17 protein-coding genes are annotated in these 19,747 nt (G+C 59.8%); 8 read left to right on the top strand and 9 right to left on the bottom strand.

Annotation, left to right across the window (positions count from 1 at the left end):
- The first annotated feature begins 72 nt into the window (after positions 1–72).
- Positions 73–1,266 carry an amidase gene (locus WMP97_RS03645; protein WP_340439828.1) on the top strand — a complete coding sequence of 398 codons (1,194 nt, stop codon included), beginning with the start codon at positions 73–75 and terminating at the stop codon, positions 1,264–1,266.
- Here WMP97_RS03645 and WMP97_RS03650 read toward each other — a convergent pair.
- On the bottom strand, positions 1,263–1,772 hold the full coding sequence (locus WMP97_RS03650; protein ID WP_340439829.1) for a 2'-5' RNA ligase family protein: 510 nt from the start codon (positions 1,770–1,772) through the stop codon (positions 1,263–1,265). The two genes, WMP97_RS03645 and WMP97_RS03650, sit on opposite strands and share 4 nt — an antisense overlap.
- Positions 1,773–1,875: 103 nt before the next feature.
- Here WMP97_RS03650 and WMP97_RS03655 point away from each other — a divergent pair, with 103 nt between their 5' ends.
- From WMP97_RS03655 to WMP97_RS03680, 6 genes are all read left to right on the top strand, one after another.
- The gene (locus WMP97_RS03655) at positions 1,876–3,774 is read left to right on the top strand and encodes a fructose-specific PTS transporter subunit EIIC (protein WP_023020735.1); all 1,899 of its coding nucleotides are present in this window, start codon (positions 1,876–1,878) and stop codon (positions 3,772–3,774) included.
- A gap of 560 nt (positions 3,775–4,334) precedes the next feature.
- Positions 4,335–4,898 (top strand): CAP domain-containing protein, encoded by a 564-nt coding sequence (locus tag WMP97_RS03660; protein WP_023020734.1) that lies wholly within the window; start codon positions 4,335–4,337, stop codon positions 4,896–4,898.
- A 211-nt stretch (positions 4,899–5,109) separates the two neighbouring features.
- A complete protein-coding gene (locus WMP97_RS03665) occupies positions 5,110–5,871 on the top strand; it encodes a LamB/YcsF family protein (protein WP_340439830.1) in 762 nt (253 codons plus the stop codon).
- Positions 5,871–7,445 carry a 5-oxoprolinase subunit B/C family protein gene (locus tag WMP97_RS03670; RefSeq protein WP_023020732.1) on the top strand — a complete coding sequence of 525 codons (1,575 nt, stop codon included), beginning with the start codon at positions 5,871–5,873 and terminating at the stop codon, positions 7,443–7,445. Before WMP97_RS03665 ends, WMP97_RS03670 begins: the two co-directional genes overlap by 1 nt.
- Positions 7,435–9,216 (top strand): acetyl/propionyl/methylcrotonyl-CoA carboxylase subunit alpha, encoded by a 1,782-nt coding sequence (locus tag WMP97_RS03675; protein ID WP_340439831.1) that lies wholly within the window; start codon positions 7,435–7,437, stop codon positions 9,214–9,216. The genes WMP97_RS03670 and WMP97_RS03675 overlap by 11 nt, the downstream gene beginning before the upstream one ends.
- A 68-nt stretch (positions 9,217–9,284) precedes the next feature.
- Positions 9,285–9,905, top strand: coding sequence for a GntR family transcriptional regulator (locus WMP97_RS03680; RefSeq protein WP_340439833.1), 621 nt, complete (start codon positions 9,285–9,287; stop codon positions 9,903–9,905).
- Here WMP97_RS03680 and WMP97_RS03685 read toward each other — a convergent pair.
- The 3 genes from WMP97_RS03685 to WMP97_RS03695 form a co-directional block, all read right to left on the bottom strand.
- Entirely contained in the window at positions 9,902–10,681 is a 780-nt protein-coding gene (locus WMP97_RS03685) for a putative hydro-lyase (RefSeq protein WP_198010446.1), read from the bottom strand. The two genes, WMP97_RS03680 and WMP97_RS03685, sit on opposite strands and share 4 nt — an antisense overlap.
- The gene (locus WMP97_RS03690) at positions 10,672–11,835 is read right to left on the bottom strand and encodes an NRAMP family divalent metal transporter (RefSeq protein WP_034656254.1); all 1,164 of its coding nucleotides are present in this window, start codon (positions 11,833–11,835) and stop codon (positions 10,672–10,674) included. Before WMP97_RS03690 ends, WMP97_RS03685 begins: the two co-directional genes overlap by 10 nt.
- A 188-nt stretch (positions 11,836–12,023) precedes the next feature.
- The gene (locus WMP97_RS03695; RefSeq protein WP_023020727.1) at positions 12,024–12,926 is read right to left on the bottom strand and encodes an endonuclease domain-containing protein; all 903 of its coding nucleotides are present in this window, start codon (positions 12,924–12,926) and stop codon (positions 12,024–12,026) included.
- Positions 12,927–13,178: 252 nt separating this feature from the next.
- Between WMP97_RS03695 and WMP97_RS03700 the strand changes: the two genes are divergently transcribed.
- Positions 13,179–14,222 carry an RNase H family protein gene (locus tag WMP97_RS03700; RefSeq protein ID WP_023020726.1) on the top strand — a complete coding sequence of 348 codons (1,044 nt, stop codon included), beginning with the start codon at positions 13,179–13,181 and terminating at the stop codon, positions 14,220–14,222.
- Positions 14,223–14,382: 160 nt separating this feature from the next.
- Here WMP97_RS03700 and galK read toward each other — a convergent pair whose 3' ends face one another.
- From galK to WMP97_RS03725, 5 genes are read right to left on the bottom strand one after another with little or no spacing between them, the layout of a single operon-like run.
- Positions 14,383–15,582: a galactokinase gene (gene galK / locus WMP97_RS03705; protein WP_340439834.1), complete on the bottom strand. Its 1,200-nt coding sequence runs from the start codon at positions 15,580–15,582 to the stop codon at positions 14,383–14,385.
- A complete protein-coding gene (gene galT / locus WMP97_RS03710) occupies positions 15,575–16,669 on the bottom strand; it encodes a galactose-1-phosphate uridylyltransferase (RefSeq protein WP_340439835.1) in 1,095 nt (364 codons plus the stop codon). Before galT ends, galK begins: the two co-directional genes overlap by 8 nt.
- On the bottom strand, positions 16,669–16,911 hold the full coding sequence (locus tag WMP97_RS03715) for a hypothetical protein (protein WP_023020723.1): 243 nt from the start codon (positions 16,909–16,911) through the stop codon (positions 16,669–16,671). The genes galT and WMP97_RS03715 overlap by 1 nt, the downstream gene beginning before the upstream one ends.
- 10 nt (positions 16,912–16,921) lie before the next feature.
- Complete coding sequence (locus tag WMP97_RS03720) at positions 16,922–18,571, bottom strand: sodium:solute symporter family protein (protein ID WP_284835946.1); 1,650 nt, start codon at positions 18,569–18,571, stop codon at positions 16,922–16,924.
- A gap of 11 nt (positions 18,572–18,582) precedes the next feature.
- Complete coding sequence (locus WMP97_RS03725; RefSeq protein ID WP_023020721.1) at positions 18,583–19,482, bottom strand: aldose epimerase family protein; 900 nt, start codon at positions 19,480–19,482, stop codon at positions 18,583–18,585.
- Positions 19,483–19,747: the final 265 nt, after the last annotated feature.

A 19,747-nucleotide genomic window follows, 5' to 3' on the forward strand; every position in this document is an offset into this window, starting at 1 on the left:
GTAACATCTGCATTCTTCTAATACATAGTAAACAGCAGAGGACGCCGACGTTGAAAGGACTTAGCTTCCGTTATGGCTACACTTTCTGATCGCCTGCACCGAGCCCAGCAGGATTTTAACGCGGTGATTACCGTCATCCCGTTTGATGAGCACGCGGTGGATGAATCACCCACGCTCATGGGGCAACCGGTGGCGTTCAAGGACATCGTGGATGTAGCATGCGTAGCTACTACCTGCGGCACCAAGGTCAAAGTTGGGCGCGCACCGGTTAAGGATGCACCAGTGGTGCAGCGTTTGACGGCGAAGGGTGCGCTGCCGGTAGCGAAGGCGAACCTGCAGGAGTTTTCCTATGGCATTTTGGGCGATGCCTCGGCCTACGGTCGCGTTATCAACCCACGCGATCCCGAAATCTGCGGCGGTGGTTCTAGCTCTGGTTCTGCCGCTTTGGTGGCTTGCGGCGCGCTGCAGCTTACGGTGGGTTCTGATAGCGCCGGCTCGGTGCGTGTGCCTGCTGCTTGCCAGGGCGTGCTGGGGTTCAAACCCACCTTCGGGCTCATTCCGGTAGAAGGTGTCTTCCCCTTCGCCCCGAGCTTTGATTGCATTGGATTCTTTGCCAGCTCAATTGACCTCATTGAGCAGGCCTTTATTGCTACCGCAGATGAGGAACCGGCCGCGGCGCAGGATGTTTCTGCTCTTGATGTCACGGCCCTCAAGGCCAAGGGAGAGCGCTTCGCAGATCTTTTGGCGGTGCTAGAGCACTCGGACTTTAAGCTCGCCGAGGGAGTGGACTTGGAAGACACCATCGCCGCCACGGCCGAGCTCTACGAGCCGATGCGTTTGAAAGAGGTCTATGATGTCCACCGGCCATTGCTGGACCAGCGCGAAAGGTACCAGGATGTCATTTTGCAGCGAGTGCTGGGCGGAGAAAATATCAGCCAGGAAGATTATGACGCAGCTGCACAGGGCGTGAAAGAGCTGCGCGAAAAGGCTCTTGCCCTGCTTGGCGATGCCCCCATTATTCTTACCCCTACCCTCGATTCCGGCCCCCTCAAGTGGTCCGATATCACCCCGGAGAATACCGCGGAATCGGCCGCGAGCCTGCGACGCTGGACCGAGCCTTTCAATGTGCTTGGATGGCCGGCGATTACGGTGCCGCTGCGCGGCGAAGAGGAAAAAGGCGTGGGTGATGCGGTGCAGGTCGTCGGCAAGCCGGGCGAGGACCTGACCGTGCTGCGCGTTGCCCGCGCTCTGCAGGCCCTGCTCTAGGCCTCGGCCAGTACTGTCTTTTCCTGCGTGCGCGGCCGCCAATAAGCAGCTTCTACGGCGCTAAACTCCTTGAAATGCGATGAGGTGAGCTCATCCATTGCGTGGATATAGCCAGGAACCTCCTCGCGCGGCAGGCGCAACCCCATGGTCAGATGCGGGGTCCACCGCGGCCCGCGCCCGTCCGGATTGGCGGCACTGATTTTTCGCGCGGCAATTTCTAGCTCGTCGGTCGTTTCAAGCAGCCAAGCCACCGTCTGCTTGCGCTTGGTGCCGAAAATGACGTTTCCTACCCGCCGGAAATCTGCCGGTATGACAGGCGGCAGCAGCTGCGCCGCTAACTCCACGACCTCTGGCTGCATGTGCGGTGAAAAGGTCACAGTAATGTGCGGGCGTTGATGCTGGACGGGAAAGCCGCGCTGGGCAAGGCCGGCAAAAATTTCGCGTACTTGGTCCTCCTGCTTTTGCGGCAGGTAGAGCAAGATATTATCCGGCGATGCTTTACTCACGGCGTGGCGTCCTTTTCTGCGGTCGGGTGCTTCCAGCGTACCGGCGCATAAGATGACAATCCCCTATTGTGCCAACGCAAACGTTTGCCGTTTAATAAGACTCATGAGCACTTCAGAGTCATCGCCCCTCATCCTCGCCATCACGGCGTGTCCGACGGGCATCGCGCATACCTATATGGCGGCCGAGAACCTTGAGGCCGCAGCCCAAGAACTGGGCTACCGCATCAAGATTGAAACTCACGGTTCTATCGGCGTCGAAGGAACCTTTAGCAAGCAAGATATCGAAGACGCCGATGCCATTGTCATTGGTGCCGATACTGTAATTTCCAAAGACCGCTTCCACGGCAAACGCCTCGAGGCCACCGGCGTGGACGAGGCCATCAAACACCCAAAGGAACTACTAAGCAGGTCCTTAAGCGCTGCGCGCTGGGAAGGATCTACAGACAGCCAGGAAGAAGAAGCGCCCCGCAAAAATAGTATTGGCCAGACCTTGTACAAAGCGCTGATGAACGGCGTCTCGCACATGATCCCGTTCGTGGTTACCGGCGGTTTGCTCATTGCGGTAGCCCTCTCTATCGGTGGCACCCCCACGCCTGAGGGCATGGCGATTCCAGAAGATAGCTTCTGGAACACTGTCAATGAACTCGGCGCTCTGGCGTTTTCACTGATGGTTCCAGTTCTCTCCGGCTACATCGCTGTGGGCATCGCGGACCGACCGGGCCTTGCGCCTGGCCTTATCACCGGCCTCATCGCCACCACCGGATCACTATATGGGTCTGAAACGGGTGCCGGCTTCTTGGGCGGCATTGTCACCGGTATTTTGTCTGGTTATGTGGCCCTGGCCATTAAGAAGATTCCAGTGCACAAATTCATTGCACCGATCTGGCCCATCATTGTCATCCCGATTTTCACCACACTCATCGTGGGCCTTATCTTTATCTTGCTCATTGGCGCACCTGTCTCGGCCGCTTTCGAAACAATGACTGAGTACCTCGCCGGCATGCAGGGATCCTCCGTCATCGTGTTGGGCCTCATCCTTGGCGCCATGATTGCCTTCGACATGGGTGGCCCCTTCAATAAGACAGCCTTCCTCTTTGGCGGCGGCATGATCGCGGCTGGCAACGCGGCGCCGATGGGCATGGCGGCCTGCGCCATTGCTGTGCCACCTCTTGCCGTGGGCGTAGCGACGCTTCTGCGTCGCCGCTGGTTTAACAAAGCGGAAAATGATGCCGGCATCGCGGCATTGTTCATGGGATTCTTCGGCATTACTGAGGGCGCTATTCCGCTCGCTGCCGCACGTCCATTGCAGGTTATTCCCGCCAATGTTGCTGGCGGTGCCGTAGCCGGTGCACTTGCCGGAGCATTTGGCGCGCAAGACCACGTGATGCACGGCGGGCCAATCGTCGCGGCGCTCGGCGCCGTAGACAATGTCGTAGGTTTCTTTATCGCCATGCTCGCCGGCATCGCGGTCTGTGCCGGCCTTATCCTCCTGCTAGTAGGGTTGACGCAGCGCAAGGATAAACCGCTGGTAGCTGTGGACACGATCAGTCTGGATAAGGACTTGGGCTCTTCCAGCGAAGAGGTCATTCGTTCCCTAGTGAAGCTCACCTCTCCGCGAATGTCCGATGCGGAAGCGGTCGCTAGCGCCGCATTGCAGCGCGAATCTACCCGTTCCACCGGTGTGGGACACGGCGTAGCCATTCCTCACGCGCGGTCTGCCGGGGTAAAGGTACCCACCCTTGCCTTCGCCCGCCTACCCCAAGGTGTCACGTGGGCCGAGGGCGAGGACCCAACCACCCTCGCCTTCCTTATCGCCGTTCCCGACGATGCCGGAAAGCAGCATCTCAAGCTATTATCCAAGCTCGCACGCAACATCATGAAGGAAGACTTCCGCGCCCAACTCCACGGAGCACGGAACCGGAAGGAAGCCGCCGACATCATTTCCTCGGCCCTTTCGCCCGCCCCCTCTACTAACAAGGCGGCCGCGACCAGCCAGGCTTAAAAAGCCTTACTTTTGCGAGCGCTCAGCGATTTCTCCGCTGAGCGCTCTTTTTATGCCTAAACAGCGCGAAGATACCGCGATTCTGCTGCCCCCACGGACGGGGCAATGCGCTTAAAAGGCTCCGGTGAGACTATGTGCCGACATGGTGGAATCTCATAAATCTTATGACAACCAGAAACCACAAGGTTCTTCATAGGCTATAGCAAGAAACTGGCCAGTTTCGCCGGTGGCTGGCTTAAAACTAGACCCATATACCTTAAATCAACCTCATTTCTCCGGGAACCTGAGATATGGATTGGAAATTACCCCCGTGGGGCGAGGTGTTCAACGCCGTCACTGAGGGAATTTAGGGGTTTCCTAGCTCAAATCGAGAAATAACTAAGAAGTAATTAGTTTTCCGGGAAATCATCTTTAGGAATCCTAATAATTGCTGGTCAGTTGGCTTTTACCCCGTGGTAATTGATTAAATTTTAAGTGAAGAGGAACGGAAATTCGCCATGAACACCCCGCGATTTCCACCCTTGTGATACCCGCTAGGTTCCAGCAGAAAGGCACCGCTTATGTTTACCCCCAAAGTTCACTTCTGCGCCAAGAAGTTCGTCGCTCCTGCACTTGCAGCAGCCGTCGCCCTCGGCGTTGGCGTAGCTCCTGCAGAGGCATCGAGCTCCTTGAGTAGCTTCGGTGGCGTGAACCTTCCGGTACCTTCCGCCAATCTTCCCGTTGCTCCGGCTGCCGCTGCAAAACCGGTCGCTCCAGCTTCCAGCCGCGTCCAGAACATCATCAACTACACCAACGACTACCGCAAGGCACACGGCTTGCGCCCGGTTCGCGCCAACGGTGCGCTCAATGGCCTAGCCCAGGATTGGGCCAATCAGCTGGTTCGCGCCGATAAGCTCAGCCACCGCCCGCAGCACTGGAACTACTACCCAGCCAATATCCCGGCCGGCGGTGAGAACGTGCTGCAGGCATGGAGCGACTACTCCGATGCGCTGCTAGTAAAGCTCTGGTACGAGTCCCCAGGCCACCGCAAGATCATGCTGGACCCACGCGCCAAGACCATCGGCGTTGGCGTTGCCATCAACTCTGAAGGCAAGCTCTACGCCGTCCAGAACTACGGACGCTAAAGATTTATAAAGCTAGGGCCTAGGAACTCTTGGACTCTAGCGAGCTATGCCGCCCCGTCTCGGATCCCTTCTCCGAGACGGGGCGGTTTCCCGTATACGGGTGGGGGTGTACACGCGGGTAGTGCAAACGTAATCAGCTTCACAAATGTCAGTGTCGAGGGTTACACTTAAACCCATTCGAATTGTTCAACAATCTTAAGGACGGTGTTGAATGTCCGCGCTCCATATCGATCTCAATGCGGATTTGGGAGAGACCACTGCAGGCAACCCGGTCGCAGATGACGCGGCGATGCTGGAGATGGTCTCCTCAGCAAACGTGGCCACCGGGTTCCATGCGGGTGACCCACACTCTATTGCCGGCACGCTTAAGGCAGCCGCAGAGGCCGGCGTGACCGTAGGCGCGCACGTGGGTTATAACGACGCCGCAGGCTTCGGTCGCCGCTTTATTGATTACAACCCGAACGAACTCGCCGATGAGGTGACTTATCAAATCGGCGCACTTGATGCTTTGGCTCGCGCCAATAGCACCACGGTCTCTTATGTGAAGCCGCACGGCGCAATGTATAACGCGATCGTGAAGGATAAGGCACAGGCAGAGGGCGTCATCAAGGGCATCAAGGCCTTTGGTGACTTGCCGGTAATGTTGCTGCCTGGGGGCGTAGCAGTGGACGTCGCCAAGCAAAGCGGGCTCACCGTCATCCGTGAGGCTTTTGCGGACCGCAATTACAACCCCGATGGCACGCTCGTCTCACGCAAGGAAGCCAATGCGGTGCTAGATAGCGCCGATGAGGTGGTACAGCGAGTGCTCGAGGTAGCACAAACCGGTTCGATTACCGCCGTGGATGGCACGAAGCTCGAGGTAGATGCGCAATCCGTATGTACCCACGGTGATTCCCCCGGCGCGGTGAAGCTGCTACGCGGCGTAGTGGAGCGCTTGCGGGCTGAGGGTATCGAGATTCGGAGCTTCATCTAATGCACATTAATTTTGTGGGCACTCGCGCATTGCTCATTGACTTGGAGGGATTAAACCAAGTCATGGACTGGCACGCTGCGCTGTCTGCCAAGCCTTTGAAGAATCAGGTGGACTGCATTGCGGCCGCCACTACCCTGCTGCTGACCTTTGAGGCACCCGATTCGGCGCGCGATGCGGCGGAATTTTTGCAACACTTTTCCCCTGCCACAGCCGCGACCGCAGAGGCGCGCACGGTAGAAATCGATGTGCTCTATGACGGAAAAGATGTCGATGAGGCTGCAGACCTACTTGGCCTCTCGCGCGAGGCACTCATCAACTGGCATACCTCCACCGAGTGGACTGCCGCCTTCGGTGGCTTTGCCCCAGGGTTTACGTACTGCGCGCCTTCGGATCCGTCCTTGGCCCGCGCCGTGCCGCGCCGCTCCAGCCCCCGTACCGCAGTACCGGCCGGTGCCGTAGGCATTGCAGGCGAGTTTTCCGCGGTTTACCCACGCGTCTCCCCAGGTGGCTGGCAGCTGCTGGGCACCACCAATACGCCGATGTGGGATTCCAATGCCAACCCGCCAGCCTTGGTGCAGCCGGGCGACCGCGTGCGCTACCGCAGCGTGGATAAGCTACCGGAGCTCGTCGATCACTCTGCGCGCTCTAAACGCGCTCCTGCCCGCCTGCCGCGCATGGAGGTAATCGATGCCGGCCTACTCACTCTCTACCAAGACTTGGGGCGCCCAGGCGTGGGCGACCTCGGCGTGACCCCATCGGGTGCTGCGGACCGCGCCGCCGCCGCGACCGCCAATGTGGCCGTGGGCAACCCGCGCGGAGCAACCGTGCTGGAAAATATTGGCGGCATTAAGCTCCACGCGCTCACCGATACCGTCATTTGCGTCACCGGTGCGACCGCCCGTGTCCGCCTTGGTGAGATGCCGGTTCACCTCGCCCGTCCTGTCCTGGTCACGGCCGGGCAAACCGTCACGGTGGATCCCGCAACGGTAGGCATGCGCAACTACGTCGCTATTCGCGGCGGCATCATCGCCGAATCCGAGCTTGGCTCCGCAGCCACCGACGTCCTGTCGGGCCTCGGCCCAGACCCCGTCACCACCGGCGATGTCATCGGTGTGCTGCCGCGTTCTACCGGCATGACCGATGCCCAGCTTTCCAACCCACTACGAGTACGCGAAAGCTCCGATGGCAAGACCCGCGCTACCTTGCGCTGCGTGCTCGGTCCCCGCGATGACTGGTTTGGCGATAATGTCTCCGCCTTCCTGGATGCTGAATGGACCGTCACCTCAGATTCCAACCGCGTGGGCCTGCGCCTCGATGGCGATGAGCCGATTGAGCGCGTTAAAGACGGCGAACTTCCGTCCGAGGGCATGGTCGCCGGATCCATCCAAATCCCGCCCAATGGCAAACCCGTAGTCTTCCTGCGCGATCACGCTGTGACCGGTGGCTACCCCGTCATCGCCACCGTTTTGGAAGAAGATATTGATATTGCCGCGCAGCTGCCGCCCGGCGCACGCGTGAATTTTGAACTCGTAGCACCTCAAGCCTTGAACACTGGAGATAAAAATGCAGATTAAAACCGTCCTCATTGCTAACCGCGGCGAAATTGCCGTGCGTATCGCCCGCGTCGCCCGCGACCTAGGCATTAAGTCCATCGCCATTTACTCCGAAGCAGATGCGGGTGCTTTGCATACCCAGGTAGCAGATGAAGCTTATGCGCTGCCGGGCAATACGGCTGCCGATACCTACATGAACGTACCCGCGCTGCTTGATATCGCGGTGCGTGCCGGTGCAGATGCTATTCACCCAGGCTATGGCTTTTTGTCCGAAAACGCCGACTTTGCCCGCACGGTGACTGAAGCCGGAATGATTTGGATTGGCCCTTCGCCCGAGCATATTGAGTTACTCGGTGACAAGATTGCTGCCCGCCGCGTGGCCGAAGAGGTCGGCGCACCACTGGCACCTGGTACTTCTGATCCCATCGATGATTGGCAAGAAGCCCGCACCTTTGCCGAAGAGCACGGTCTGCCCATTGCCATCAAGGCCGCTTATGGCGGCGGCGGACGCGGCTTGAAGGTCGTAGACAATATGGAAGAAATCGAGGGCGCGTTCAACTCCGCTGGCCGCGAGGCCATGGAGGCTTTCGGCCGCGCGGAGTGCTACGTAGAAAAGTTCCTCACCCACCCGCGCCACGTCGAGGCCCAGGTGCTGGCCGATACGCACGGCAATGTGCGCGTGCTCGGCACCCGCGATTGCTCTACCCAGCGCCGCTTCCAAAAACTCATTGAGGAAGCCCCAGCACCCGCGCTTTCCGACGCCCAACGCAACGGCATCATCGAAGGCGCCCGCTCCATTTGCGCCAAGGTGGGCTATGTCGGTGCCGGCACTGTCGAGTACATCGTCTCCGAAGACGGCACCATATCCTTCCTCGAGGTCAATACCCGTGTGCAGGTCGAGCACCCCGTTACCGAGGCGGTCACCGGTACCGATATCATCGCTGAGCAATTCCGCATCGCGGCCGGCGAGCCGCTGTCCTTCGAGGAGGATCCACAATCCCACGGCCATGCTTTTGAGTTCCGCATCAACGCCGAAGACATCCTCAATGGCTTCGCTCCGTGTCCTGGCACCATTGTCTCCTTCGAGCCGCCGACCGGCCCGGGCATCCGCGTTGATTCCGCGGTACGCTCTGGCTCCATCATCCCGCCCTACTATGATTCGCTGATTGCCAAGCTGGTGGTATGGGGCCCGACCCGCGAGATCGCCTTGGCCCGCGCCCGCTTTGCCCTGCGCGAATTCACCGTCACCGGCGTGCGCACCGTGCTGCCGTTCCACCGCGACATGATGGACGAGCCTGCGCTCATCGGTACCGCTGCCCCGGCAGAGGATGCCGCTGCCGCGGGGGCTTCCGAGATTGGTGTCTTTACTGACTGGGTTGACCACAACTACCGCGCATCTGCCGCCAACCAGGTGGAAAAGGTCGAAGCCATCTACACCCAGCGTCGCAATGTTGCCGTGGAGATCGATGGCAAGCTGGTCAACGTTGGCGTTCCAGTAGATTTCCTTGCCGCACCGGGCGCCGCCTCGGCCGGCGGCTCTGCATCCACGGCACCATCTTCGGCTGGTGCGCAGTCCACCGATGACAACGCAGTCACCTCCCCATTCGAGGCCAACCTTGTGGCGTGGAACGTCGCGGACGGCGATACCGTAGCCGAAGGCGATGCCATCGCCACCGTAGAGGCCATGAAGATGGAATCTGCTATTAAGGCGCCGCGCGGCGGCACCATCAAGCTCTTGGCTGCTGAGGGAGACCGTCTGGATTCCTCGAAGGTTATTGCGACCATCGATTAATGCTCGTGTAGGGGTTGTACACCTCATATTCAATGTGAGGTGTACAACTTTTTAGTACAGTTGTGAGCATGCTTTCCCAGTCTGTCGCCTCCGCGTTGCGCGAAGCCATTTCCGCAGGCGAATTCCAGCCCGGCGAGCGCCTCAGCGAGGTCAAGGCAGCCGAACGCTTCAACTGCTCGCGCAATACCCTGCGTGAGTCCTTCACAAGGCTCGCCGCGGAGCGCATTGTCGAGCGCATCCCTAACCGGGGTGTCTTCCTCGCAATGCCAGATGCAGACTATATCCGTGATCTCTTCGCCGCCCGCGCAGCCATTGAACCGGCCGCGGTACGTTGGGGCACTTTTCCCGACGCCCCCTCACTCGTCACCCTCACTTCCTCCGCCTTCGACTACGCGGCGCGCGGCGAGCACCAGGAAGTCTCCGCCATCAATCAGCGCTTCCACCGCACACTGGTGGCCGCGCTTGGCTCCCCCACCCTAAATGAGCAGATGGATAATCTACTCGCCCGCATGCGGCTTACCTTCCTCTTGGCCATCCCGCGCTACCCGCAACTACATGCGGACCATATTCAAGGAAATATCACCTTGGCCACGCTCATCGCAGATGGAAAACGGGATGAGGCTGCCACGCTTGCGCATGACAGCCTTATGAATACGTGCGGCAAGATCCTCGCCGTGCTCGAGGATTAAGGAATGAGAAAATCTTGATCGCGGGCATTTGTCACCAACATTTGCCCCGGCGCGTGCGTGATAGCCAGGCGCGGCTTGGATTCCATCACGATGGCTTGTGGGGTGACACCACAGGCCCAAAAGACCGGTAGGCAGCCGTCTGGTACTTCTACCGGCTCGCCAAAGTCTGGACACGAGAGATCCGCAATGCCGATGGCCGCTGGGTCACCTACGTGCACTGGGGCGCCATGAACCGAGGGGTAGCGGGAGGTAATGCGCACGGCATCGGAGACTTGTGCGGCCGGAATCGGCCGCATGGACACCACCATGGGACCGGAAAAGACCCCGGCCGGGGTGGTAGGAATCGAGGTCTTGAACATCGGCACATTGCGCTGCTGGGCAATGTGCGCGACCTCTATGCCGTTATCCTGCAGGGCAGTTTCAAAGGTAAAGGAGCAGCCGATAAGGAAGCTGACCATGTCTGGGGTGTAGTACGAGGTGGCGTCGCCAAGCGTGGCACTGTGCTCACCGTTTTCAAAGACACGGTAGGCGGGGATATCGGTGCGGATATCTCCACCTGGAAGTAGCTCGGAGGTGTACTGCCCCGCCTCTAGCACGCCCACAATTGGGCACGGCTTGGGGTTGCGCTGGGCAAAAAGCAAGAAATCGAAGGCGTATTCCTGCGGCACCGCCAGCAGATTAGCCTGCATAAAGCCACGGGCATGCCCAGCGGTGGTGGCCATTTCATGGGTGCGCGCATACTCGCGCACCTGCTCCGGGGTCCGCATTAAGCCCATAGTTCGGTGATGCCGGAAAAGGCCTTGAAACCAATAAAGATGGTCAGCACCCACGCCAAGGCGCCAATGACCAGAAGCCACTTGGGGTACTTATAACCATGCAAAAGGTCGCGGCGGCGCCAGGCCACCCACATCACGAGGGCAAAGCCAATGGGCAGGATAAGGCCGTTGATGGCACCAGCGAAGATGAGCAGCTTCTGCGGAGCGGAGTTAATGGCCACGAAGACCACCGTGCACACCACAATGAAGACGATGGTGAGGATATTACGGGTGCGCGTCGAGGTCTCCTGGGAGGTCACAAAGGACACCGAGGTATAGGCCGCACCGATAACGGAGGACAAACCGGCAGCGAAGAGGACTACGCCGAAGGCACGCAGGCCGAACTCGCCAGCGGCATGGTAGAACGCATCGGCCGCGGTGTTGTCATCGGAAAGCGCCACCCCAGTGGCTACCACGCCGAGCACCGCCAAGAAGAGGAGCATGCGCATGATGCCGGTTACCACGATGCCGCTGACCGAGGTATAGGTAATGTTCTTGACGTTTTCCACGCCGGTGTGGCCAGAATCAATGAGTCGGTGCGCGCCGGCAAAAGTGATATAGCCGCCCACGGTGCCACCGATGATGGTGGTAATGACGAAGAAGTCAATCTCGCCTGGCGCGACGGTATTCTTTAGTGCCTCGCCCACCGGTGGTTGGCTGACCACCGCGACGTAGAGCATGAGCAGGATCATGACCGCACCGAGGACGGCAACAAGGCGGTCAAGTGCCATGCCGGCTTTGCGGGAGAGGAAGATAAAAACGGCGATAGCTGCGGCGATGACGCCGCCGATGCGCGCATCGATGCCCAGCATCGCGTTGATACCGAGGCCCGAACCGGCGATATTGCCAATATTGAAGACCGCGCCGCCGATAAAGACGAATACGGCGAGGACCCAGCCCAGGCCGGGGAGAACGGTATTACCCAAGGTATTTGCGCGCATACCGCTTACACACAGCACTCGCCACACATTGAGCTGGATGGCAATGTCAACGAGGATGGACAGCATAATCGCAAACGCGAAAGAAGCCCCCATCTGCACGGTAAAGACCGAGGTCTGGGTCAAAAATCCCGGACCGATGGCGGAGGTGGCCATGAGGAACATGGCACCGGCCATGGCGCCGAGGCCCTTTGGCGGGGTCTTATCCTCCGCCCGCGCCGGAGTGGCGTGTGATGTCTCAGCACTCACTAGATTTTACCTTTCGTGATGCAGGTCGCATTAAATTTGTGATGCGCATCATCTTAAGGGTTGCTATGCCTTTTGTTCAACAACTTTTATGCTTTGTGGGGTGGCGCGGGGGTGATCTAGGCTACTTTCCTGCCGCGTTTTCCCAAGTGGCTAGCGATTATCCGCAATGCCTCGTCCGACGCTTTCACCTCGCTGGAACCAAAGCGCAGCACCACGTATCCGCGGTTTTCTAGCGCTCGCTGCCTTTTTATCTGCTGCTTGACCACGTGGACGGGCTCCTTGCCGTAGGTACCGTCATATTTGGCATCGCCATCGACCTCGACCACCAGCCAGCCATCGAGACAGAGATCCGCCCGATACTTCCCGAGCAGCGGTTTCTGCGGCTCAATTTTCACCTGCGGGAAACGCTCGATAATGAGGGCTCGCAGATAGGACTCATAGGGCGATTCCGATCCGCCATACGCGTGCTCGATAACCTTACGCATGGCTGCTTGTCCCCTAGTGCGCTGCATTCTTGCCAGTTCTTCGCGCAAGTCATAGGTGGTGACGCCGTGTTGCCTGAGAGCAGAATCGGTAGCTACCAGGCCATCTGGGAAGCCGTGTAGCCGGGCGATTTCGAGGCAGGTGCGGGCGGGATGCGTGGTGCGCACACCTGCTACCGTCACCGTGGATTCCTGGAGGGACTTTACCCGGCGGTACCGATAGCCCTTCGCGGTGAGCCTGCGTGGGGGAACGCTTCCCGAAGGCACCGCTAACTCCACCTCCTCCCCTTTCCTGGAAATTACCCACATTCCCCACAGCCGCGCGGCCGATTTACTGATGAGGACGGCGCGGTGGGTGCTCCACCCGGCAGCGACTACTTTGGCGAATTGTTGTTTATGGCGCACCCATTGCCTCCAGGTGGCCGTGGGAACGGCGACCCAGGGCGCTATCTGGGTGAGCTCACCGCACTGGAGGGCTAAGTGGTGCGGACTTTCGGCTCCGGCGTAACGAAGGTTGATGAAGTGATCTGTAATCATGGTTTCATCTTCACTACTGGAGGGGCGGAGCACGCGTCATGGGGCTCAGGAAGGTGAACTTCCGAGAACCTTCAGTGAGAGGCGGAACTTTAGGTCCAAGGTAATCGGGCCGAATTGAGAGCGTTGAGGCTGAGTTGAGGGCGGGTTGTGCTCAGATCGGCTCGATCACATTCGACCTAAGGGGAAGTAGTTCAATGCGGTGGTGTGCGGGGATAATTCAGCAGCGCGGTTAACCGTGCTTTACTAGAGATAATGGAACCCATCGAGCTCTCAGAACTTACCGGTACGCAATCGCGCACCTACGGTACCCGCAAGATCACCTCGGGCATGGTCTCGGCACCAATCCATGTTGCGGTCGCGCTCTGGGACGAGCGTTGGGATTCCGCCCCCAACGGCACCATCGAAGGCTGGGTCATCGCGGTCAATACTAAGCAGACGCGTTTTGTGCGCCGCGGCCAGACTAAGAAGGGCGATATCGTCGATATCGCCGTACGGGAGGTCAAACGCGCACTCAAGGGACTCGACGGACGGGTGTGGATTGTCACTGGTCGCAGGCAGAATGCGTTGCGAGCGGCACTCACGGCAGACGGTTTCACGGTGACGGGAAGCTTTGCGGAAGAAAATAGGGCTTCGAAGAGCGCGAGCTCCGTGCGCCGAAAACAAGCCGGCCTTACTGCACGGAAGGCGCGCAAGATGGGTGAAGCACCGAAAAAGAAGCAAGCGGCACAGGTAGAGACGCCGAAAGCACACTGGTGGCCGAACTTCTCGCGCGCCTCCTCATGGTCCAAGGGCGACGTGGTTCGCATAGCCACCGACGCTTCCTCGGATACCGTATTCAAGGGGTCGATGTGCTTCGTTGCGGGCAACGGCGACTACCGGTTACGAACTCGAGAAACCAAGGCGAGCACGGATGAGCTCGAGCTCGAAGCACTGACGCTCGCGCTGAAATACCTGCTCAAGGTGGGTGCGCGCAAGGCGGTTATTGAGTCCGATTCCGTAGCCGCTTTGGAGGCGGTCGAGCAGATTGTGCATAAGCGCGGCTCTAAAGCGTCGCGGCCGGGGCGCACGTGGCGAGGGGTGTCTTCGGGTGCGCGGTCCCGATTCCAGCAAGCTTGGGGCGATATCCAAGGCCAATGCGAGGTCGACATTCGCCGTGTACTTGGGCATGCGGGTGATCCGCTGAATCGGGCGGCCGACCAGATTGCGTACATGGGGTTGCGCGCGATTGCGCATCCGATGAAGCAGTCTCGCGAGACTCTGCGCGAGGGGATCCAGAAAGCTCTCTTGGCGTTGTGACCCGAACGCTTAGGGCTTTGGGGCTGATCTGATCAGGCCGAATTGAGGGAATTAAGGCCGATCTGAGGCGGCCCGGCCTTCAGATCAGCCTGATCAGTATGGACCCAACGACAAGAGGCGCGCTGGGAGGGTCGCGGCTAAGCCGAGCCGGGCCGCGGAGTCAGGCCAAGCGCCTGGCGCCTTCACCCGGTCGCGCAACCAAGAAGGTAGGTTCCGGAAAGCCGCGCGAAACCGCAGCATCATGAATGGCTTGCGCGGTGGACTCGACGGAGGAGTGCGGGATGAGCGCGATAACCGCGCCGCCGAAACCACCACCGGTCATGCGAGCGCCCAGCTCGCCGGCCGCGGTAAAAGCGGAGTCGAGCTCCGGAGTGGTGACCTCATAAAGGTCGCGCAGAGAGATGTGGCTCTCGCGCATAAGACGCCGGAATGTATCTAGATCGGAAGATGCCAGCGCGGTAGCGGCATCTAGGGTCCGGTTGGTTTCTTCCACCACGTGGTGCACGCGGCGGCGATAGAGTTCCTCCTCGGCGGGATTGACGGTGGCAGCAAAGTCCACGGCATTCGGTATCTCGCGGATGGAGTGACCGGCGGCAGATTGGACGGCGTCGATGATGCCGCGGCGGGAGGCGTATTGGCCGTCGGAAAGCGTGTGCGGGGCATTGGTGTCCGCGATGAGCAGCACCATGTCTTGGGCCTCGATATTGAAAGGCACGCGCTCGACGGCGCCAGTGGAAAAGTCCAAAAAGAGGGCCTTGCCGCGCTGGCCAAAGAGACTGGCGTTTTGGTCCAATCCACCGGTAGAGGCGCCGACCACCTCGTTTTCGGCGCGAATGCAGGCTTGCGCCAGCTGGCTGCGGGCAGCGTCATCGGGAGAATGCCCGTGCGCGAGCTCATACGCGGCCACGGCCGTGGAGCACTCGAGGGCGGCAGAGCTAGACAGGCCAGAGCCGACGGGGACGTCGGAGACAATAGTGATATCAAGGCCCGTGCATGACAGCGTGCCCGCCGCGGTAGCGGCCCACACGGTGCCAGCAGCGTAGCCGGACCAATCGGCGGGGTGGCCCGGACGAACATCGGCAAGCGGAAGCTCTGCATGGGCGATGGAGCCGTCGAACTCGGAAGCTATGCGGATAAGCCCATCGCTGCGAGGCGCGACAGCAACGGCGGTATTTTGCTCCAGCGCAAAGGGAATGGAGGCGCCGCCAGCGTAATCGATATGCTCGCCGATGAGGTTCACGCGGCCGGGAGCGGCCCACACGCCGGCGGGCTCGGGCGAATCCGGGAAGGCAGAGGCGAAGAGGGCGCGCGCAGCGGCAGCGAGCTCCTCATCGGTACGGGTCTCAATCCAGTTAAGCATCCCAGATCTCCTTGAACCGGGCGGCAATGCGCTCCGGGGTGGTGTCATTAATCCACACCGCCTGCGAAGACTCGGAGCCGGCGAGGTACTTCATGCGGCCGGGCGATCGCATAAGCGAAAAGAGCTGCAGGTGCATGCGGATGCCTGGGCGCAGTGCCTTGTCCACCGGTGCCTGGGTCCAGCCGGCGATATAGGGGGTCTTGTCCACGCCATCAAAGAAGCGGTCCACCGCGGAGTACAGCTTCTTAAGCAAGGGTGCGAGGTCGGCACGTTGGGCGTCGCTAAGCGCGGCGAAGTCAGGGATGTGTTCATTGGGCAAGACCATAGCTTCCAACGGCCATTTGGCGGCGGCGGGGACGAAGACGGTGAAGTGCTCGGTCTCAGCAATGATGCGGGTGCCGGCGGCGCGCTCACGATCGAGGAGATCCTGAAAGAGGTCGCCGTCGTAGGCCCGGGCGGAATCCACGATGGAGCGCAGGCGCGGCGAGAGGAATGGATAGGAATAAATCTGGCCGTGCGGGTGCTGGAGGGTCACGCCGATTTCTTCACCACGGTTTTCGAAGGGGAAAACCTGCTGCACACCGTCAATCTGGGACAACGCGGCGGTGCGATGAGCCCACGCCTCAATAACGGTGCGAATGCGGGATTCGGGCAAATCCTTGAAAGAAAGGGCGGGATCCTCGGTAAAACAGACCACCTCACAGCGGGCGCGCGCAGGAAGGCGCGGCACCATGCCAAACAGGTTATCCTCCTCGGGGTGCTCGATGTCGGCCGCGGTAGCAAAAGACGGGAAGCGGTTTTCAAAGACCACCACGTCATAGCTACGGCTGGGGATCTCCGTGGGCAGCTGGCCTTCGCGCGTGGGCGCTAGCGGGTTCTCATTGGCAGGTGGCAGGAAGGTTCGGTTCATTCGGTGGGCGGCAAAGGCCACCCAGTCTCCTGTCAGGGGATCCCGGCGCATCTCGGAAGCAGGGGCTACGGTAGGGATATCGCGGGAATCAACGAGCACGCGGTCAGGGTGGGGCTGGTCGTCGAAGTAGAGGATTTCGCGGCCGTCGGCAAGCGTGGCGGAGGTAATCTCAACCATTAGTCTTCTCCTGGGATGGTGATGGGCTTCAGGCGCGCCCACAGCACAAAGGCGGCGGCCACGGCCAGCAAAGCAAGGCTTGCCCATAGGTTATCGCTGACGTTTTTGGCCTGCCCGGTATCTGGGTTAATGCCTGGGTCAAGGAAGAAATAGCAGCCGAGCAAGATGAGGCCGTAGAGGCCGAGGAGTGCGGCGATGACGTTGCGCAGGTCGAATGCGCCCGCGCGCTTTTTCTCAGACATGTTGGGCTCCTTAGGCAAAGATGACGTTGAGTGCTACGGCCATAACTAGGCAGATAATGCCCAGCGGGACGGTCTGTTGGTACCACGGCAAGGACTTTTCGGTGTAGTCCTCAAAGTGGTCCTTGGGGGTTACGGAGGAAACGAAGCCGACCAGCTCGGCATCCGGCTTGGGCTGGGTAAACAAGGTAACCACGATGGAGACCACGATATCCACGGCGAAGGCCACGCCGGCCGCGACGAAGGCGGTGCCCTGGCCTGGAAGGTTAATCATGTCCGTGAAAGAAGCGACGTACCAGAAAACGATGGCGGAACCAGTACCGGCCACCAGTCCGGACCAACCAGCGTGCGGGGTCATGCGCTTCCAGAACATACCCAAGATGAAGGTGGCAAATAGCGGCGCATTAAAGAAGCCAAACAGGGTCTGCAGGTAGTCCATGATATTGCCAAAGTTCTGTGCCAAAAGCGCGGTGAAGATGGCAATAGCGGTGGCGATAACCGTAGCGATGCGGCCGAACTTCAAGTAGTAGTCATCCTCGCGGTCCTTGACCACGTAGGTCTGCCAGATGTCATAGGAAATGACGGTATTAAAAGCCGAGATATTTGCCGCCATGCCGGCCATGAAGGAAGCGAGCAAGCCAGCAATTGCCACGCCCAATAAGCCATTGGGTAGCAGGTCGCGCATGAGCAGCAGGATGGCGTCGTTCGGCTCGGCGCGCTCCTCCATCAAGTCAGCCACGGACACGGAAGCAACCATGCCCGGAATAACCACCAGGAAAGGCACGAACATCTTGGGGAAAGCACCGATGATTGGGGTCTTGCGGGCCGCGGAAATAGAATCCGAGGCCATGGCGCGCTGGACTTCTACGAAGTTGGTGGTCCAGTAGCCGAAGGAGAGCACGAAGCCTAGGCCTAGGACGATGCCGATGACAGACCACACCGGGTTTTCGAAGCCGGAGATGTCCGTGCCCGGCCAGGTGTGGAAGTGAGAGTCATTGGCCACGGCGTCTTTTAACCCGCTCCAGCCGCCCACGCGGTTCAACCCAATAATGGTTAGTGGGGCAAGCGCGGCGATGATAACGAAGAACTGCAGCACCTCGTTATAGATGGCGGCCGAAAGGCCCCCCAAGGTGATATAGGACAGCACAATAAACCCGGCGACCAAGAGCGATACCCACATCTGCCAGCCCAATAGGGCCTCTACGATGGTGGCCAGCAGGTACAGGTTCACACCTGCAATGAGCAGCTGGGCTACGGCAAAGGAAATCGCGTTGACCAAGTGCGCGGCATTGCCAAAACGTTTGCGCATAAATTCCGGCACCGAGCGGACCTTGGAGCCGTAGTAGAACGGCATCATCACAATGCCCAAAAAGACCATGGCGGGGATGGCACCGATCCAGAAGTAGTGCATGGTTTGGAAGCCATACTCCACACCATTGGCGGACATACCGATGATTTCTACCGCGCCTAGGTTGGCCGAGACGAAGGCCAGTCCGGTCACCCAGGCGGGCAAGCCTCGACCGGAGAGGAAGAAGTCGATGGAGCTAGACACCCTGGCCTTGGCGGCCCAGCCAATGCCTAGAACGAAGAGGAAGTAGATGGCTACCAATAAGTAATCCGCCCAAGAGGCATCGAGCCTCAATACGGATTCAGCAGTCTCCATGGCTGACCTTTCTAGTTATTATTTTCTGCTGCCAGCAGCAGCGTATAAGTCTGTGGATTTTGAGCACTCAAGCGCGCGAGGTCTTCCCTGCTACGCAGCGCATTCGGCGGCGCGCTCATGGGCTCTACCGCAAGCGCCTTGCCTGGGCCTTGTTCCCGCGGGAAGTTGGCTGGGGTAAACATCTGCACCCAGTTCAGGCCCTCGCCCATCTCCAGCCGCACACCTTTTCCACCGGCTGTATATCTGGCCGTCAGCGGCCCTTCACCGTGGAAGCAATCGTCCCAATCCACCTCGGCGATGGGTTGGTGGACAATGCGCACCTGCTCCGTCTTGCCCGTAGGCAGGTTGCGCGCGTCTAGCACGTGGCGCTTGCCGACGTCCACACTCAGCACCGCTTCCTCCGCCCCAGCTCCCTGTGGGGAAAGGTAGAGGTGGAGGCCATAGGCAAAGGGAACCTCGCCGGGGTCCGCGGTGCGGGCGGTCAGCCGGTGGTGCAATCCTTGCTCATCGAGAGCATAGGTAGCCTCCAGCTGAATGGCCCATGGCCAACCGTGCCGCGGCTCAATGTCAAAAGCGAGGATCACTCGGCTTTCTGTGCGTTCTTTTACCCGCCACCAGTCCACCGCGAAGCCGTGGATGGCGTTATTGCGCTCCGGCTCCGTAATTTCTAGCTGGTGGACAGTCCCCTGCCATTCAAACCAGCCATCTTCGGTGCGATTGGGCCACGGCGCCAGCACCACACCGGCCATCAGTGGTGGCTTGCCCTCATAGCTTTCTACCAAGGGTGCGCCGCGATAGGTCAGCGCCTTTACTGCACCGCCGAAAAGGGCAATCTCGGCCGCGTAATCGCCATGAGAAATGGCGACGCTGGGGTATTCAGCGTCAGAGCCAGCCGCTCCTCCACTGGTCATAACAAAGACCTTTCTGGCTATAACTTTCGTTGGATTTAGCCTAGGAGCACGGCAAAGCGCCGGTCAATCGTTTGCATAATAAGGAGCGTATATCTACCGTTTCACCAGCTCACCGCCATGGAGTTAACCTGCAGTTAACCTCTTTCGGGGGTTGAGGACACCTGAAAGGGACTCAACAGGGGGCCCCCCCGCCGCCCGCCCCGCACGGCGGGGTTGACCCCCGCCGCCCCGCGCGGGGGGCGGGCGGGGGGGGGGGGGCGGGGGG

It is taken from the genome of Corynebacterium sp. KPL4072 (assembly GCF_037908395.1).
Taxonomy (GTDB): Bacteria; Actinomycetota; Actinomycetes; order Mycobacteriales; family Mycobacteriaceae; genus Corynebacterium; species Corynebacterium kefirresidentii.

Bases quoted from the DNA above. Each gene is read 5' to 3' on its own strand.
- WMP97_RS03645 (WP_340439828.1), top strand. From the start codon at position 73: ATGGCTACACTTTCTGATCGCCTGCACCGAGCCCAGCAGGATTTTAAC.
- WMP97_RS03655 (WP_023020735.1), top strand. From the start codon at position 1,876: ATGAGCACTTCAGAGTCATCGCCCCTCATCCTCGCCATCACGGCGTGT.
- WMP97_RS03660 (WP_023020734.1), top strand. From the start codon at position 4,335: ATGTTTACCCCCAAAGTTCACTTCTGCGCCAAGAAGTTCGTCGCTCCT.
- WMP97_RS03665 (WP_340439830.1), top strand. From the start codon at position 5,110: ATGTCCGCGCTCCATATCGATCTCAATGCGGATTTGGGAGAGACCACT.
- WMP97_RS03670 (WP_023020732.1), top strand. From the start codon at position 5,871: ATGCACATTAATTTTGTGGGCACTCGCGCATTGCTCATTGACTTGGAG.
- WMP97_RS03675 (WP_340439831.1), top strand. From the start codon at position 7,435: ATGCAGATTAAAACCGTCCTCATTGCTAACCGCGGCGAAATTGCCGTG.
- WMP97_RS03680 (WP_340439833.1), top strand. From the start codon at position 9,285: ATGCTTTCCCAGTCTGTCGCCTCCGCGTTGCGCGAAGCCATTTCCGCA.
- WMP97_RS03685 (WP_198010446.1), bottom strand. From the start codon at position 10,681: ATGGGCTTAATGCGGACCCCGGAGCAGGTGCGCGAGTATGCGCGCACC.
- WMP97_RS03690 (WP_034656254.1), bottom strand. From the start codon at position 11,835: ATGGCCGGTGCCATGTTCCTCATGGCCACCTCCGCCATCGGTCCGGGA.
- WMP97_RS03695 (WP_023020727.1), bottom strand. From the start codon at position 12,926: ATGATTACAGATCACTTCATCAACCTTCGTTACGCCGGAGCCGAAAGT.
- WMP97_RS03700 (WP_023020726.1), top strand. From the start codon at position 13,179: ATGGAACCCATCGAGCTCTCAGAACTTACCGGTACGCAATCGCGCACC.
- galK (WP_340439834.1), bottom strand. From the start codon at position 15,582: ATGCTTAACTGGATTGAGACCCGTACCGATGAGGAGCTCGCTGCCGCT.
- galT (WP_340439835.1), bottom strand. From the start codon at position 16,669: ATGGTTGAGATTACCTCCGCCACGCTTGCCGACGGCCGCGAAATCCTC.
- WMP97_RS03715 (WP_023020723.1), bottom strand. From the start codon at position 16,911: ATGTCTGAGAAAAAGCGCGCGGGCGCATTCGACCTGCGCAACGTCATC.
- WMP97_RS03720 (WP_284835946.1), bottom strand. From the start codon at position 18,571: ATGGAGACTGCTGAATCCGTATTGAGGCTCGATGCCTCTTGGGCGGAT.
- WMP97_RS03725 (WP_023020721.1), bottom strand. From the start codon at position 19,482: ATGACCAGTGGAGGAGCGGCTGGCTCTGACGCTGAATACCCCAGCGTC.